This is a genomic window from Chlorogloeopsis sp. ULAP01, assembly GCF_030381805.1.
Taxonomy (GTDB): Bacteria; Cyanobacteriota; Cyanobacteriia; order Cyanobacteriales; family Nostocaceae; genus Chlorogloeopsis.
Genome location: NZ_JAUDRH010000011.1, coordinates 226,868 through 244,415 on the forward strand (window position 1 = coordinate 226,868; position 17,548 = coordinate 244,415).

Annotated in this window: 13 protein-coding genes; 8 read left to right on the plus strand and 5 right to left on the minus strand. The window is 42.4% G+C overall.

What is annotated here, in order from left to right; all coding sequences use genetic code 11:
* Positions 1-21: 21 nt before the first annotated feature.
* Both QUB80_RS22095 and QUB80_RS22100 read left to right on the plus strand, forming a co-directional pair.
* Positions 22-3,810: an eIF2A-related protein gene (locus tag QUB80_RS22095; RefSeq protein ID WP_289791664.1), complete on the plus strand. Its 3,789-nt coding sequence runs from the start codon at positions 22-24 to the stop codon at positions 3,808-3,810.
* Positions 3,811-3,874: 64 nt separating this feature from the next.
* Positions 3,875-4,372, plus strand: a complete 498-nt coding sequence (locus tag QUB80_RS22100; protein ID WP_289791665.1) for a cupin domain-containing protein — start codon at positions 3,875-3,877, stop codon at positions 4,370-4,372.
* 146 nt (positions 4,373-4,518) lie between these two features.
* On the opposite strand, the gene QUB80_RS22105 is transcribed toward QUB80_RS22100, so the two are convergent.
* Complete coding sequence (locus QUB80_RS22105) at positions 4,519-5,385, minus strand: hypothetical protein (RefSeq protein WP_289791666.1); 867 nt, start codon at positions 5,383-5,385, stop codon at positions 4,519-4,521.
* Positions 5,386-5,587: 202 nt separating this feature from the next.
* Positions 5,588-6,133 carry a protein-tyrosine phosphatase family protein gene (locus tag QUB80_RS22110; protein ID WP_289791667.1) on the minus strand — a complete coding sequence of 182 codons (546 nt, stop codon included), beginning with the start codon at positions 6,131-6,133 and terminating at the stop codon, positions 5,588-5,590.
* A 357-nt stretch (positions 6,134-6,490) separates the two neighbouring features.
* Here QUB80_RS22110 and rsgA point away from each other — a divergent pair, with 357 nt between their 5' ends.
* On the plus strand, positions 6,491-7,552 hold the full coding sequence (gene rsgA, locus QUB80_RS22115; RefSeq protein WP_289791668.1) for a ribosome small subunit-dependent GTPase A: 1,062 nt from the start codon (positions 6,491-6,493) through the stop codon (positions 7,550-7,552).
* 119 nt (positions 7,553-7,671) lie between these two features.
* On the opposite strand, the gene QUB80_RS22120 is transcribed toward rsgA, so the two are convergent.
* Complete coding sequence (locus tag QUB80_RS22120) at positions 7,672-8,046, minus strand: hypothetical protein (RefSeq protein ID WP_289791669.1); 375 nt, start codon at positions 8,044-8,046, stop codon at positions 7,672-7,674.
* A 655-nt stretch (positions 8,047-8,701) separates the two neighbouring features.
* On the opposite strand from QUB80_RS22120, the gene QUB80_RS22125 reads away from it, so the two are divergent.
* Positions 8,702-10,087: a serine/threonine-protein kinase gene (locus tag QUB80_RS22125; protein ID WP_289791670.1), complete on the plus strand. Its 1,386-nt coding sequence runs from the start codon at positions 8,702-8,704 to the stop codon at positions 10,085-10,087.
* A gap of 526 nt (positions 10,088-10,613) precedes the next feature.
* Here QUB80_RS22125 and QUB80_RS34925 read toward each other — a convergent pair.
* Entirely contained in the window at positions 10,614-10,742 is a 129-nt protein-coding gene (locus QUB80_RS34925; protein ID WP_336622334.1) for a hypothetical protein, read from the minus strand.
* A 246-nt stretch (positions 10,743-10,988) separates the two neighbouring features.
* Positions 10,989-11,144, minus strand: coding sequence for a hypothetical protein (locus tag QUB80_RS34930; protein WP_336622335.1), 156 nt, complete (start codon positions 11,142-11,144; stop codon positions 10,989-10,991).
* 425 nt (positions 11,145-11,569) lie between these two features.
* On the opposite strand from QUB80_RS34930, the gene QUB80_RS22135 reads away from it, so the two are divergent.
* From QUB80_RS22135 to QUB80_RS22150, 4 genes are all read left to right on the plus strand, one after another.
* Complete coding sequence (locus QUB80_RS22135; RefSeq protein WP_289791671.1) at positions 11,570-12,946, plus strand: protein kinase domain-containing protein; 1,377 nt, start codon at positions 11,570-11,572, stop codon at positions 12,944-12,946.
* 185 nt (positions 12,947-13,131) lie between these two features.
* The gene (locus tag QUB80_RS22140; protein ID WP_289791672.1) at positions 13,132-15,429 is read left to right on the plus strand and encodes a two-partner secretion domain-containing protein; all 2,298 of its coding nucleotides are present in this window, start codon (positions 13,132-13,134) and stop codon (positions 15,427-15,429) included.
* Between the two features lie 51 nt (positions 15,430-15,480).
* Positions 15,481-16,488: a tRNA dihydrouridine synthase DusB gene (dusB, locus tag QUB80_RS22145; protein WP_289791673.1), complete on the plus strand. Its 1,008-nt coding sequence runs from the start codon at positions 15,481-15,483 to the stop codon at positions 16,486-16,488.
* Between the two features lie 198 nt (positions 16,489-16,686).
* Positions 16,687-17,427 carry an MlaE family lipid ABC transporter permease subunit gene (locus QUB80_RS22150; RefSeq protein ID WP_289791704.1) on the plus strand — a complete coding sequence of 247 codons (741 nt, stop codon included), beginning with the start codon at positions 16,687-16,689 and terminating at the stop codon, positions 17,425-17,427.
* Positions 17,428-17,548: the final 121 nt, after the last annotated feature.

The window sequence follows — 17,548 nt, forward strand, 5'->3', positions numbered from 1 at the left end:
TGGCGTTAGCCTTGTAAGCCAATGGAAGTGTACAAGCAAAGACGCAGACGTGGTGTTATTCTTAATCTCCAAGGATGGAATAAGCTGCAAACAGCTAGACATCAAGTAGAGATTGTAGAAAATGACGGAGCCAAATTAACTCTGGAAGAGTTGAGCTACCGTACTCAGCTTGCTCCCTTTACTGTCTCTAAAGTTTTAGCAAGGGAAGAGGGAGTTGATAAGCAAACCCTTGAATACTTCTTTAGAGCCTTTGGGTTGCAACTGACGAAAAGTGATTTTGTGAGAGCAGGAAATGAAGGAGACGCGGGGAATCAAGAAGACGCGGAGATAGGAAGTAGGGGAGAAATCCAAAATCATGCAGATTGGGGTGAGGCACCTGATGTCTCGATTTTTTTTGGACGTACGGAGGAGTTGAGTAAATTAGAGTATTGGGTAGTAAATGATCGCTGCCGACTGATCGCTTTGCTGGGGATGGGTGGCATAGGCAAGACTTCTTTAGCAGTAAAGTTAGCACAGCAACTTCAAAAGCAGTTTGAGTTTGTAGTCTGGCGAAGTCTCCGCAACAGCCCGCCACTGAGAGAATTGTTGAGTAATTTGCTTCAGTTTTTTGCCGACGGGCAACCTGTTAACTTATCAGAAAATTTAGGGGATATAGTACTTATCTCTCAATTTATGGCACACTTGCGATCGCATCGCACGCTTGTGGTATTAGACAATGCAGAATCGATTTTGGCAAGTGGCGATCGCACCGGGCATTATCAAGCTGGATATGAAGATTACGGACAACTGTTACAGCAAATTGGAGAGACGGCACATCAAAGCTGTGTGGTACTGACAAGTCGAGAAAAGCCTCAAGAAATCGTAGCCTTAGAAGGAGAAACACTACCAGTTCGTTCTTTGCAATTATCGGGTTTGAGCGCGATCGCTGCTCAAGAATTGGTGAGAACTAAAAGTTTCTTTTACAGCTGTGATTCTCGTTGCCAAGAGTTAATTCAACATTACGCAGGCAATCCCCTCGCTCTCAAAATCATAGCTACTACAATTCAAGAGTTATTTAATGGAGATATTGCAGAATTTCTCGCTCAAGACACTAAAGTTTTTGGTAGCATTTACGAACTCTTAACACAGCAGTTTAATCGACTTTCAGCAGTTGAAAAAGACTTAATTTACTGGCTGGCAATCAATCGAGAACCAGTAAATCTAATAGAATTGCGTGCCGATTTAGTTTTGCCCGTAACTTCCATGAACCTGCTGGAAGCTTTAGAATCTTTGGCAAGGCGAAGTTTAATCGAAAAAATCTCAGTTCCTCACTCCCCTATACAATTTACCCTGCAACCTGTAGTGATGGAGTATGTCATAGACAATTTTATTCAACAGGTGTGTGCAGAGATTGAACAGTGGGGAACAGACGAGAAATGCTTGTTCAACAGCTATGCTTTGATGAAAGCAACTGCTAAAGATTATATTAGGGCTGCCCAAACAAAACTTATTCTGCAACCAGTCATAGAGCAACTACTGATTTTAGTGCGGAGCAAACAAGCGATCGCTACTCTACTCGCTCAAATTACAAATCAATTACGAGAACAGACTTTCAAAACATGGCAGCAGGAGAATCAAAAACAAGAAAATAAACCAATCATTCCTACCTCCTCACTTTTGGGCGAACCTGGTTACGCAGCAGGTAATATTATTAACCTCTTGTCTTACCTCCAAATTGATTTAACTGGCTATGATTTTTCCTATTTGACAATTCGGCAAGCCTATCTTCAAGATACTTCTCTCAAGCAAGTTAACTTTGCCCATGCCAATATCTCTCAGTCGGTGTTTGCCAAAACCTTCTCAACAGCAATGGGTGCGGCATTTAGCCCCGATGGCAGAACAATGGCAACCACACACACCGATGGTTATATTCGCTTATGGGATGTTGTTAGCAGCCAACCGCTAATGACTTATCAGGGACATTTGGGCATTGTTTGGGGAGTTGTATTCAGCCCAGATGGTAGGATGCTTGCTACTGCAGGAGAAGACAGAAGCATTAAAATTTGGGATATCAAGACTGGACAGTGCTTAAAAACCCTTCTTGGTCACAGCGATGGAGTTCGTACTGTAATATATACCCTTGATGGTGACAAATTAATTAGCAGCAGTACAGATTCTACAATCCGAATTTGGGATACAAGTACGGGAGAATGCATCAAAGTCTTGCAAGGACATACTAGCGGAGTTTGGGCTGTAGCTTTGAGTCCTTTGCCCACGCCAGTTGCTACAACGGGGGAAACCCTCCGAAGTCGCCCCAACGGGGGAAACCCCCGCACGGCGCTTCTCTCCGCAACGCACTGGCTCCCCTTAATAAGGGGGGTTGGGGGGATCTTAGCCAGTGGCAGCGATGACAACACAATTAAGCTCTGGGATATTACTACTGGACGCTGTATCAAAACTTTGCAAGGGCATACTGATTGGATTAGATCTGTCGATTTTAGTACTCAAGGTATGCTTGCCAGTAGCAGCTTAGACGGTACTGTGAGAATTTGGGATGTAGAAAAAGGTATATGTGTTGACATCCTCAAAGGACACACAAATGGAGTGTATACAATTTGCTTTATCGGTGACGGCAATATTCTTGCTAGCTCCAGCTTAGATCGAACAGTACGGGTGTGGAATGTTGCTACAGGGGAATGTCTGAAAACTTTGCAAGGACATACTAATGCAGTTTATGTCAATGCCGTCAATCCCCAAGGAACATTACTCGTTACTGGTGGCGATGATTTTTCGCTCAGGCTATGGGATATAGCTAGCGGAGAATGTGTGCGAATGCTTAAAGGCAGGCAAAACTGGTTCTCTTCAGTGATTTTCAGTCCCGTTCGTCATGCAAATTTTGCATGGGTACTTGCCAGTGGTGGTGAAGACGGCATAGTGAGGTTATGGACACCAGATGGCAAATGTTACAGTTTAGGCAGTCACGCAGATTTTATCTTTGCAGTCAACTTTAGCCCTGATGGACGTATCTTAGCAAGTGGCAGTGCTGACCAAACAATCAGGCTATGGGATGTAGTAAATGGTCAGTGTATGAAGGTTTTGCATGGACACACAGGTATGGTAACAAGCGTAACTTTCAGTCCAGATAGTCGTATTCTGGCAAGCACTAGCTATGACCATACAATTAAATTGTGGGATGTAGCAAAAGGTCAACTTTTACATACCTTTGCAGAACACATCACCATGTCAACAGCCTTTAGCCCAGATGGTAAAAAATTGGCAGTAGGCAGTTTCGACAAAACAGTAAGGATATGGGACTTAGAGACAAAACAGTGCTGCCAAACCTTTGAAGGACACGATAGTTGGACTTGGTGGGTTGCCTTCAGCCCAGATGGTTTGCTTCTCGCCACAGCTAGTAGCGCCGATCGCACAATTAGACTGTGGGATGTCAACACAAGTGAGTGTATTCATATACTTAAAGGGCATCAAGAATGGATTTGGGCGCTCGCTTTTAGTCCAGGTGGTGCTACTCTTGCCAGTTGTAGCAGCGACGGCACAATCAAACTTTGGGATGTCAAGACAGGTTCGTGCATTGCTACTTTAACAGGACACGATACTTGGGTAATGTCTGTTGACTTTAGTCCTGAAGGTAACATCCTAGTTAGTGGTGATGGCAATGCTGTAATTAAATTATGGGATGTAGAAACGCAAGAGTGCATCCAAACATTGAGAGCAGAACGTCTTTACGAGGGAATGAATATTTACGGTGTTAGAGGTTTGACAGAGGCACAGAAATCAACTTTGTTCGCTTTAGGTGCGGTTGAGCAGAGATAATAAGTAAATTTAGGCTTTGTTGTGGTGTTCAGACCGTTTGCCAACTTGATAGGAGGATATTAACGTGACTGATGAACAACATTCTCTGCTAAAAGCAGCAGACATTAATTCAATGGATGCGTTTGAGTTTCATCATCCGCTCAATCCCAATTCAGAAATTTATTTACGGTTCCTTGGGCGTGCTGTCGGTCTTAAACGCATTGGTGTGACGATTGCTCGTGTACCTCCGGGTAAGGAATCTTTCATTTATCACGCTCATCAAAATGAAGAAGAATGGGTTTATATATTGTCAGGTCGAGGTATTGCGGAAATTGGAGATAGGTCATACGAAGTTGAACCAGGAGACTTCATGGGATTTGGGCTACCCCAACAACCCCATCATCTTCGTAATCCATTTAATGAAGACCTTATATACTTGATAGGTGGAGAAGCAGGACGCTTAGATGTTGGCGTTTTTCCTCGGCTTGGCAAACGGGTGATTAGGGATAGTGAGTCAGCTTACATATTTGATGAGTCAGCACTTCAACTTTTTTGGAGCAGTAAGCAATCTGCTGAGGATTGATGCTTACTGGAGTTTTGTAGTTTTGTAGGGTGTGTTGTCGCGTAGTGCAACGCACCATCCTAGATTTTCGGTGCGTTAGGACTGAAAGGGCTAGGTAGGGTAAGTAGGCAGATGGCAGAAGACAGTTGCTACTAAATTGCTTAAAGTCAGCGCCTGTCCAAATCCTGAAACGGTATGTTAGGAGGAAAGGGAGCAATGGGGAAACTAGGAGGAGCTACTTTGATCAGGCGAGAAACGGTGATGTCAATTAGCTTGTCTTCATCGGACTTACTATGTACTTCTGGGTTTTGTCCAGGAGTACACAAATCATTTGTGTTGGGTACAAATGCCCAGTTAGCAGGAGAACAATTCGTCCAAAAGTGTCTGATCATTTGAACCCGCGCCGTTGCCACAAATTCTCCTAGATTGTAATAGGTGATGGGGCCACTGGAAATCAAGTATTGAGCAGAAGTTGGCGAAGGAGGATCATCCGTGACTCCTGCGTGTGCGAATTCTTTTGTGACTTGCTGTGGATTAAATGAGTCACCAGAGTTAAATGTAACTTTGTTATTTGTATAAATAGGTCTTGACGAACCAGGATATAGGAGTGGCCACATCTTACCTGCGCCGACATGAGGGACATATTTTACTCTTTTCTCTTGACCTTGTTCATCGGTGACAAGTAGTTCATAGGATGCAGGTAAAAAGTATTGAGGGCTAATAAAAAAGTAGACCGAGTCCCCTGGATAAATAACTAGTGGGTTGGGAGGAGAGGAATTTCCATTGTAGGAAGCTCTAAGTGCTGGCTCGATTAACAGTCTATCTTCTCTTGGGATGATGTTTAAAGCTTCGTAAACATCAATATCCAAACACCTTTTATTTGAATCAGCAGGACAAGCGCTAGTTTTTTGAGCTACAGCTATTGAAGTTTTTGTATGTACCCAAGAATCCCAAGTCACAACTGCTGCTGTGATACTGGCAATGGAAATACAAGCAATAATTGCTGTTGTAATAAATGCAAGAAACTTTTTCACCAGTTTCGACTCCAAGTCAAAAATTAAATGTAATTTTTGCTTCGTATATCACCAAAGCAAAAATTTCCAATCCCTATTGTTTTTCTGGTTTAGTTCCCAACTTTACGCAATTATTCATAAAAATTTATTTTTAGGTAGTTAACTTTACATCTTCTGGGCAACGGTTTTTGCCTACAAGTGCAAGATTCAGATAACTTCCTTATTACACCCAATCTCTAGCTGTGAGACGGCACTCATTCAGAAGTGCATGGAGTTCCCCTACAACTTGAAACGGATTTCTTCCTCGCATTACAGAAGCGATCGCAGCTTCATAGGGATTTCTGCCCGTTCTCCTCACAGCAGCGATCGCAGCTTTGTTAGACAATCCTCTACCACTAACCAACCAAGCAGCTAGCACGTGTCCAGTTCGTCCGATGCCACCAGAGCAATGTACAACAACTTTCTCACCTTGCTTATCTGCTGCTGCTAAAAAGGGAAGTATTTTCTGGGTGAGTGTTTCTCGATCACATAAATGGAAATCTTCAATCGGTGTCCAGCAAACATGATTGCTCCCGAATTCCTGTTGATATCTGCCTAGAAGATCCGAGTAACGAGCTAGTTGCTGCTCACTCAAAAGACAGCAAACTCTCTTGATGCCAGAGCGCTTCATGAATTCAATCCAATCATGTACCTCCGTGCTGGAATATCCGGGTTTGGCAGCACCAAATACAATTGGCTCATTTTCCCAAGCAGCGGCAAATTTGTACATAGCAGTACGATTTGTAAATAAAAAAGCTCTCTTGCTATTTACTCAACTTGATTGATGAGGGCATTACCTTTACTAACCAAGCCATCATAGTATTTAATGCCAGTTTTGCCGAAATCAGATAATGTAGTAATGTAGATTATTATTGTACTACATCAGGGAGGAAGAATGATGACTGAATTACTAGCCGTCCGGGTTCCCTTCAAAAAATTAACCAAAACAAGGCGCAGAGATTTTCGTTCAGTTCTCTATTTACAGGAATGATGCTCGAATTTACAGACACTAGAGAAATTCATCTACAAAAGTGTCCGCCTCTGTGCGCCTTGTTCATAACAAGCAGCACACATCGAGGAAATATCAATGAATTTGGATTTTTTAGGCTGGAGTGACTTTTTTACTCACAGTTTTGCACCCTATAGTCAACAAGGTTTTAGTGTTGGTAGGGTTGCGATTGAATACAGAAAAACTTACATCGTTTATAGCGAGCAGGGCGAACTAACAGCAGAAGTTACAGGTAAATTGCGACATCAAGCTACTCAACCGCAAGACTTTCCCGCTGTTGGGGACTGGGCGATCGTGCAGGCGCGAGAGTCAGAAGGACGCGCTACCATTCACGGAATTTTGCCGAGAAAAAGCAAGTTTTCACGAAAAACCGTTGGTAGTAAAACCGAAGAACAAATTGTTGCAGCTAACATTGACACCGTGTTCTTGGTTTGTGGACTTGATGGCGATTTTAGCCCCAGAAGAATTGAACGCTATCTGATTCTGGCTTGGGAAAGTGGCGCAAATCCAGTCATAGTTTTAAATAAAGCCGACCTGTGCAACTCTTTAGAAGAGAGTGTCTCAGAAGTTGAAGCCGTTGCCCTGGGAGTACCAATTCTAGTATTGAGTGCCACCAATCATCAAGGGCTGGATGCCTTGCAATCATACCTGCAACCAGGACAAACAGTTGCTTTATTAGGATCTTCTGGTGTGGGTAAATCTACAATTACCAACCAACTCAAAGGTGCATCAGTGCAAGCTGTGCAACCAGTACGTCGAGGTGACGATCAAGGTAGACACACGACTACAAATCGAGAATTGATATTACTGCCGACAGGCGGCTTAATTATCGATACTCCAGGAATGCGAGAAATTCAAATTTGGGCAGGTGATGAAAGCTTGCAAGGAACCTTTGCAGACATTGAAAGCTTAGCCGCAGAATGCCGTTTTCGTAATTGCCAGCACAACCATGAACCCGGTTGTGCAGTGCAACAAGCATTACTTGAGGGAGAACTTGATTTTTCAAGATTTCTCAGCTACCAAAAATTGCAAAAAGAACTTAACTATCTTGTTCGCAAACAAGACAAACGGGCGCAATTAGCCGAGAAAGAACGCTGGAAGAAAATCAATAAAGCTATGCGAAACCATCACAAATATTGATGACGTTGCGATAAATAACTGATTTTCTTGTGGGGCGGGGATATCACCCGTCCTTCTTTGCCCAATAGCGATCGCTCTTCGAGAAAAAGCGATCGCCCTACACAAACTCATGAAGTTAATTAACTTACAACCGCAACCGACTTTTTACGGCTAGGACGTTTGCGATCGGATTTTTTCTTAAGTCCAACTGCCTGGGCTTGATCGCTGTCCGATCCATATTGCCCGCGCACGACTTCTTTCATCGCTAATATAGCATTGTGAAATTCCCATTCTGCTAATCGAGCGGCATCAGCAGCAGCACGGTATAAAGCTAATTTCTCGGTTTCGGCTTGTTGCTGAGTTAACATAGCCTGATAAGCTACCTGTAAATTTGCTTCAGAAGCATCAGCACGAGTTGTGTTGTAGGTGCTGATAGTTTGTAAACCGTGGAACGAGTCAATATCTTGATTAATAATTTGAGGGCGCAAACGGTTTGTTGTATTTTGTAAAGGCATATATGTATACGTGTTAAGGTATATATTTAACGTACCCATTACAACAAAAAATTTATCAGTAAAGTAAAATAGTTAACTTGAATAAGGTCAGAGAGTCCAAGTTAATATTTGCAAGTCGATGTTTTGACATCACAGACCGATGTATCAATATCACAGATTGATGTATTAAGATGACAAACCACCGCATTAACATCACAGACTGATGTCATAAAATAGCATGGCAATGTAAAGGCAAAACAGCAAGACGACACTAATAATCAAGTAGGGCGTATAAACAAACGGCTAGAAAATATAGTGTAGGATGCGTTACGCTAGCGTAACGCATCCTACGACATCTGCTTGGTGAAGAAAACGTAGGGTGTGTTACTGCTATGTAAAGATTTGGGAGTTTGAGAGAGTGATAATTAGCCGTAAGCACCGCTTTAAGATTTCAATTTTGATTGAAAAACTGCAACAGTCTTTTAGAGAAAAGAATCCGCTTCTGTATAACTGAAGATAAAAACTGCTCAGATACAGAAGCAAAGCAAGGGATTGTTACTGGCACAATATGTAGAAAAGCCGGGAGAAATACAACCAAAAATTATCTGTTTTTTTAAAATATTTTCCACAGGTTCATATTAAGCTCACTATATAGCCCGCAACTGCAAGCTAGAAAATGCAATATTGGCAACCCAACCAAAGTCTAAAAAACGGTAGATTCACTATCCAAAAAATTCTTGGTGGTGGTGGCTATGGTGTCACCTACAGCGCCATAGATAACAACACAAGTAAAATAATTGCGATTAAAACTCTCAAACCCATCCAGCAAAACCAACCTGACTTTGAAGAACAACAAGAAAAATTTGTAAATGAAGCGTTGCGGTTGCGAGGCTGTAGTCATCCCCACATTGTTCAAGTTTACGAAATGATCCGAGAGGCTGGGTTGTGGGGGATGGTGATGGAATATATTGAAGGGCAAGATTTAGCCGTTTATGTGAGTAAACGCGGGCAGTTACCGGAAGATGAAGCCCTACGCTACATTAACCAAATTGGACAAGCTTTAGAATATGTCCATCAACAGGGGTTTTTACACCGGGATGTGAAGCCGAACAATATTATTTTGCGGCAAAGCACGCAATCAGTAGTATTAATTGATTTTGGTCTTACCCGCGAATTTATTATAGGAAGAACAGGAAGCATGACCAATGCGAAGACAGAAGGTTATGCACCTATTGAACAGTACGAACGACGCGGTAATTTTGCTCCCTGCACAGATGTTTATGCTTTAGCAGCAACACTGTATACTTTGCTAACTGCGGAAGTACCTATTCCTGCTAATTTTCGCAAGTACGCGCAGTTACCACCACCAAAACAATTTAACTCCCAGATTAGCGATCGGGTAAATGAGGCGATTCTCAAAGGGATGGCTTTGGAACCGCAAGATAGAGTGCAGACAGTGCGGGAGTGGTTAGGATTAGTGTTGCCCAGAAAGGTCAATACTCCAACTCCTCAAGCATCAATCCCTAATTCAAAATCAAAAATCCAAAATCAACCATCACAAAATATTGCAACCCCACCAAAATCTGATGATGGTATTAAGCTAAAAACCGCGAAGACGGACTATACTCGACTGCGTGACTTACTTGCCGCAGAAAAGTGGAGAGCCGCTGATGAAGAAACGACACGAGTCATGCTAGCAGTAGCAAGGAGAGAAAGGGAAGGCTGCCTTGATAATGAAAGCATTGATAACTTTCCCTGTGAAGACCTCCGCACAATTGACCAACTTTGGGTAAAATACAGCAATGGGCGCTTTGGCTTCTCTGTGCAGAAGCGCATTTATCAAAGTCTGGGTGGAACTAAAGAGTACAACCAAGAAATTTGGGAAGCTTTCGGCGACGCAATTGGTTGGAGAAAGAACGAAGGATGGATGCACTACACTGATATTACTTTTGACCTAAAAGCACCTCAGGGACATCTCCCGTCACCCCATGAGCGAATTTTGTGGACGTGGTTATTACGTTCTGTGCGTCTCTTCTCTCGCGTCGAGACTTGTAAAATGTAACATATTAAGACTTACGGATTTTAATTAAAATTTTGAAACGCTTCACTCTCCACTAAGTCTTGCGGGTTCTGGCTTTCCAATACCTGGCACTGCGAGTCAGGGTTTTTTGTCCCTTGAATGGTTTTGATTTTGTAGTACGACTCCTCGTTTCCAGGCTCCAGCTTGGGAACGAAACTGGGGTTGTAACAGTTAGCTAAAGATAAATGGTTCTGCTACTTTTTCGATTTCTTCCCGTAGGCTGCGTTACACTGCGCTTTAACGCACCGAGATCATATGGTGCGTTACGGCAAAAATATTTATTCTCGCCATCTTGAATTATCTTGTGCCGTAATATCAAGTTCAGTTAATTACTTATAAATCTTTATTACTTATAAATCTTTAAGCACCCCACCCACCTAACGGTACCCTCCCCTTGGTAAGGGGAGGGTTAGGGAGGGGTAACACCAAGATGGTAATCATAACTAATCATGCGAACTTGATATAACACACCCTACTTAATATTTTGTTTAGAAAATTATTTATTCAACTATTTTTGATTTATTGCCGACGAACCACTACCACTATTTTTCTGAAACTCTTCGATAACTAACTTAATCTCCTCTGCTGCAACATCTGCTTGTTCACTTGTGGAATAAATTAGCAGGAGGATCACCATTGTAGGTGATTCAAGCTGATAGATGAGGCGATAACCACCACTTTTACCTTTTTGGATATCACTATTACGAACTCGTACCTTGAAAACAGTGTTCCCTGATCCAGATATTTGATCGCCAACAAAGTCTCCTGCTTGCAGTTGTGCAATTATTGGTTGAATATCAGACCGAATGTGGCGATACTTTTTGGATAGAGTGCGTAGCCGACGCTGAAATTCATCTGTAAAATTAACTTGAACTGAGGTGGTTTACTCTGCATCAATTCCATCCCAGAGTTTTGAAACAGCTCTGGTTTTGCCAGCTTTTGCTTCTTGCAATGAAGTGCGGAGACTGTTGTTTAATACAGACTCTTTTGATTCATCATCTTCATCTATATCATCTTCCACAAACAGCACAATCACCAAAAGACGACGGGGAAGCCCGTTCCTTTAAGGGGCGCTCAGAATCGTCGTCCGTTGTCTTGGGGCAAGGGGCATTCATGCATTGGCCAATGCCCAATTCCCAATTCACTTCGGCCCGCGGAATCCCCCCGACTTCAGTCGGGGGATGAGCTTAACTTAACACGGCTATGCTTTTGCACTGTTAGCGGTTCATCCAAGCACAGTGTACCGTTTTCGTCAACGCTTCCCATGACTTCTTGCGCTCTCATTTTTTCTCACGATATCTGTAGGCTTATATTCTTATAATAAAATCCAGATCACCGATTTCTCTGAAGAAGTCGGGGATCTTGTTTCTCACGAATGATTTAGGAATGCTATAGGATAAGGCTAAAACTGACTACAATAAAAATTAATGCCGTAAAAACACATACAATTAAATACCAAATCAAATGCCTGCCAAAATCACCCTCACGATTACCGAAGGCAAATTACAAGGAAGACAATATATTTTTGACTCCCGCACTACTTGTATCATAGGCAGGTCAAAAGACTGCAATCCACAATTACCTGATGATGAAGATCATCGTACTATTTCACGCTATCACTGCTTATTAGATATCAACCCGCCAGCTATTCGCGTGCGGGATTTTGGTAGTAAAAATGGCACTTATGTTAACGGTCAAAAAATAGGGCAACGCCAACCCAACCAAACTCCAGCAGAAGTCGCAAAGTTACAATTTCCAGAATATGATTTGCAAGATGGAGATGAAATTAAACTTGGTAATACGGTGTTTGTAGTTGGAATTGAAGTTGAATTAGAATCACTCAAAATTCCTGATTTCTTTCCTGCTACAGTTGATGTTCATAATATTAATCAAAATCCAACGCAAGTACCTAATTTATTGCAATACGTTAAACACCTGTTGGGTTTAGCTGAGGGTGGAGACAAAAACCTAATAGCAATTCACGGTTATAGCATTATCCAGATATTAGGAAAAGGTGGTTTTGGAGAGGTTTATTTAGCACAGCATAATCAAACAGGAAAATTTGTTGCACTGAAGGTAATGTTACCTGCGGTGGCTGCAAATGATTGGGCTGTGCAAATATTTATGCGAGAGACAGAAAATACTAAAGCTTTGCGACATCCAAATGTTGTAAAGTTGCTGGATTATGGTTACTCTGAGAATATTTTCTTTTTTACAATGGAGTATTGCGAGGGTGGAACTGTTGGGGATTTAATGCAGCGACAGGGAGGACGATTATCACTAGATATTGCCATACCAATTATTCTCCAAGTTTTAGATGGCTTAGAATATGCCCACAACGCAGAAATTCCGAATGTTAAGCTGAGGAATGGTGGATTTGGTAAAGGTAGAGGTTTGGTTCACCGCGACTTGAAGCCAAGTAATATTTTCTTGTGCAATGTTGATGGTAAGCTAACAGCTAAAATCGGAGATTATGGTTTAGCAAAGGCATTTGATTTAGCAGGTTTAAGCGGTCAAACATTAACAGGTACTAAAGCAGGTACTCCCGTTTTGATGTGTCGCCAGCAGTTACTTAATTATAAATATGTCCAACCAGAAGTAGATGTGTGGGCTACTGCTGCATGTCTGTACAATATGCTAACCGGATATTTCCCGCGTAACTTCATAGGCGGCGATCCATTTTTAGCAGTGCTGCAAAATGATCCTGTACCTATCCGCCAGCGTAATGCAAGTATTCCGCAAAAACTAGCAGAGGTAATTGATTTAGCGTTGGTGGAGAAGCCAGAAATTTATTTTAAGAGTGCAATAGGGTTTAGGCAAGCGTTGTTAGGTGTGTTGTGATATTAAATTTGGTAGAAAAATATCAAGCGCGATCGCAGCAAGCAGTTGATGCATTGTGACGACATCTGTGTTCAGCTGCGTCAATTTAATGAAATAATGAGTTGCGTATAAAAGTTTTTGCCTGAGAATGAAAGTTAAGCGTCGTTAATTAGACCATTCGTAAATGTTTGGCTTGAAAGAGTGAAATGTCCGAGATTGGTACTTGTTCGAGTTGGTTCTTAATTGCTATGGGTGGCATCAGTGCTTTGTTTGCCAATTGCGCTTTTGCCCAAATTATTCCGGATGAGACGCTACCTAATAATTCTATAGTCACTCCTCAAGGTAGTACCAGTCTGATTGAGGGAGGAACTCAAGCTGGCAGCAACTTATTCCACAGCTTCAAAGAATTTTCGATTCCAAGTGGTAGTGCTGCTTTCTTCAATAATGGTGCAGATATTCAAAATATTATTAGTCGGGTAACGGGTGGTTCAATCTCTAACATTGATGGGTTAATCAAAGCTAATGGCAGCGCTAATCTGTTTCTAATTAACCCTTATGGGATTATTTTTGGTCAAAATGCGCGATTAGATATCGGTGGCTCGTTTATTGGTAGTACGGCGAGTAGCTTGAAATTTGCTGATGGTTTGGAGTTCAACACAACTAATCCCCAATTTACTTCTGTTTTGACTATCAGCGTTCCAATTGGTTTGCAATACGGAGCAAATCCCGGAAAAATTCAAGTACAAGGTGATAGTAAGGGAAGAAGAACGGCAAATTCTCCTGTTATCGATACTACAAATGCTCTACGAGTTCAGCCTAACCAAACTTTAGCATTGGTTGGCGGTGATATTAGCTTTGAGGGAGCAACACTCAAGACTGCTGGCGGACGTATAGAATTGGGCAGTGTATCAGGACAAGGTTTTGTTAGCCTGAGTGTGATCGCCAAAGGTTTTTCCTTGAGTTATGATGCTGTGCAAAACTTTGGCGATATTCAATTATTCCAAAAGGCAATAGTTGATGCCAGTGGTAAAGGTAGCGGCGATATACAAGTAACAGGCAGACGTGTCACCGTCACTAATGGTTCTCAAATCGAGACAAGCACTTTGGGAGCACAAGCAAGCGGTGCAATGGTTGTGAATGCTCGTGAGTTCATAGAGATTGTTGGTAGTTCCAATAGCGGGCAAGATACTGGTTTGTTTGCGATCGCTTACCCAGGTGCAACAGGGGAGGGGGGAAATCTCACAATTAATACTCGTGACTTGCTGGTTCGGAATGGAGCATTAATCAGTTCTGGCACATCTGGTTCGGGGAAAGGGGGAGATTTAATTGTTAATGCTAGTAATTCTGTGCAACTTGTTGGTAGCTTACCCAATTTTCGTTTCTACGGTTTGTTTGCTTCTAGTGCCACAGGTGCAACTGGTGCAGCAGGTGACATAACTATTAACACTAATAAGTTGGTTGTACGGGATGGGGCGCGGATTAGTGCTAGCACCTTTGGTTCGGGAAAGGGGGGAAATGTGACTGTGAATGCTACTGACTCTGTGCAAGTTATTGGCACCTCCTTTGATAATCAATCTAGCAGTGGTTTATTTACACGTTCTTTGCCAGGTGTAACAGGGGATGCAGGAGATTTAACGATTAACACTGGTAAATTGCTGGTGGCGGATAAAGGTATAGTAACTGTTCGCAGCGAAGGAAAAGGCAAAGCAGGCAACCTTAATATCAATGCTCGCTCTATCCGTTTGGATAATAAAGCTACCTTGAGCGCCGATACCCGAAGTATCAGCACTGACCCCAATAAAGAGCAGGCAACTATTATCATAGACTCTAGAGATTTAATATTACGTCGTGGCAGCCAAATCACCACTAACGCCTTTGGTACTAATGCCATCGGTGGCAACATCAAGATTGACACAGATGTCTTAGCAGCATTTGAAAATAGCGATATCAGCGCTAATTCTGCTAACTTCCGAGGAGGTAGGGTTGTGATTAACACGCAAGGAATCTTCGGCGCACAGTTCCAAAATGTGGCATCCGATCAAACAAGTGACATTACTGCTACAGGGGTAAGTTCTGAACTCAATGGTACGGTGCAAATCAACGAACTGGATATTGATCCTAAAAATGGATTATGGCAACTGCCCCTAAATCTGGTTGATGCTGCAAATCAAATTGACACAAGGTGTAGCTCTGGCAGCAGACAAAGACTTAGCTCATTAACTATTACCGCACGCGGCGGTTTACCACCCAATCCTTATGATATGTTCACACCTGACACGGTGTTAGTAAATTTAATTACTCTCAACGACGAGCAAGAAAATCGTCCTCATAAATCTATCAATACTAAACCAACTATTGTTATGCCAGAACCCATTATCGAAATTACTGGATGGGCGATCAATAAAACAGGTGAGGTGGAGCTGACAGCCAACACCACATCTGGTGGCTCTTGGCAATCTCTTGTGTCTTGCAGTACTTCTTCATCCAATGGCACAAGCCTCTGAACTGGATGGAATACTATTGAATATCTACCCTTTTGAAACCCAAAATCGTTTATGTTCTCTGCTACTCTCAAAACTAGACTCTCATCATCTCTAAAAATTGGCAATTTTGAGGTGAATAGTCGGGTTTTGCAGTCGCCTTTATCGGGGGTGACTGACTTAGTATTTCGTCGTCTGGTGCGTCGCTATGCATCTGAGTCCATGATGTATACAGAGATGGTGAATGCTACAGAGTTACACCACCTCAAGCAGATGCCGAAAATCATGGAAGTAGACTCTAACGAACAACCGATTAGTATTCAGTTGTTTGATTGTCGTCCCGATTTTTTAGCTGAAGCAGCACAAAAAGCGGTAGCAGAAGGTGCAGATACAATTGATATCAATATGGGCTGTCCGGTAAATAAAATTACCAACAAAGGTGGCGGTTCTTCACTGTTACGGCAACCAGAGGTAGCTGAGGCAATAGTGCGAGAAGTGGTACAAGCAACAGATGTGCCTGTAACTGTTAAAACTCGTATTGGTTGGGATGATGAGAAAATTAATATCCTCGATTTTGCCAAACGAATGCAAGATGCGGGAGCGCAAATGATTACAGTCCATGCCCGCACCCGCGCCCAAGGTTACAATGGTAATGCTCGCTGGGAATGGATTGGTCGTGTTAAAGAAGTGCTTTCGATTCCAGTAATTGCCAACGGTGATATTTTCTCGGTGGAATCGGCAGTGCAGTGTTTGGAGCAAACTGGTGCTGATGGTGTAATGTGTTCTCGTGGCACTTTGGGTTATCCGTATTTGGTGGGTGAAATTGACTACTTTCTCAAAACTGGGGAAAAGCTACCGCCACCAACACCAATTCAGCGCCTAGAATGTGCCAAAGAACACTTGCAGGCACTATGGGAATACAAAGGCGATCGCGGTATTCGTCAAGCTCGCAAACACATGGCTTGGTATGCTAAAGGCTTTGTGGGTGCGGCAGAGTTGCGGGGACAGTTGACTTTAGTGGAAACGGTACAGCAGGGTATAGATTTAATTGATCGAGGGATTGAGCAGATGGTGCATGGATAGGAATGCCAGTAATAATTTATAGCAGTAGCCCAAGTATAAAACTCACACACCAAAGAACTTTTAACCCTATCCCCTGTCACCGACTATACCTGTCTGATTGCCCTTGGCTGTAAAGTAAGCTAAAACACAAATGTTCTTTTGGAAGTGGCAGGAAAATTGAAAACACAAAAAGATTTTGGGCATTACCAGCAATCGTGGATGATCCGTTTTTGTATAACTATCCTGCTAGTAGGGCAAGTATGGCTGCATTTGCTTCAGGGAAAGACATGCCACCGCCAAATTCTCGAACATGCGATCGCAGTAGGACCAGCCTCTATCTTACCTGTACTATTGGTTAATGGTTTTGCAGGTATGATTTTTACCATTCAAACTGCCAGAGAATTAGTAAGATTTGACGCAGTCAGTACAGTGGGAGGGGCTTTTGCTTTAGCATTCTGCCGAGAATTAGCACCTATTTTGACCGCTAGTATTATTGCAGGGCAAGTCGGTTCTGCTTTCGCTGCCGAAATTGGTGAGATGCGCGTGACAGAGCAGATAGATGCACTGCATATGCTGAAAACTGATCCAATCGATTATTTGATTTTGCCAAGGGTAATTGCTTGTAGTTTAATGCTGCCAATCTTAACAATCATCGGTTTAGTAGTAGGTATTGCAGGTGGTGTTTTTGCAGCCCAACAGTTTTACCAAATACTTCCAGAGGTATTTTTAGAGTCAGTTAGAAATTTTTTAGTGATACCAGATGTGTTTATAGTTTTGTTCAAGGGACTAATTTTTGGCTTGATGATTGCTGTTGTTGGTTGTAGTTGGGGAATAACTACTATTGGTGGAGCAAAACAGGTAGGCGAATCAGCTACAGCAGCAGTTGTCACAACTTGGGTGCTAATTTTTATAGTTGATTTTTTTCTCTCTTTGCTGCTGTATGAAAAGCCAAGTTTCTAGAAATAGAAGGCAGAGATCAGAAGGGTGTCTCTACAAAATCAGGAATTACACACGAGTTATGAATAATAAACCGCTCCAGGCGCAGAGGAAACGGAGTCAAGAGGATTTAAGAGGGATTTTG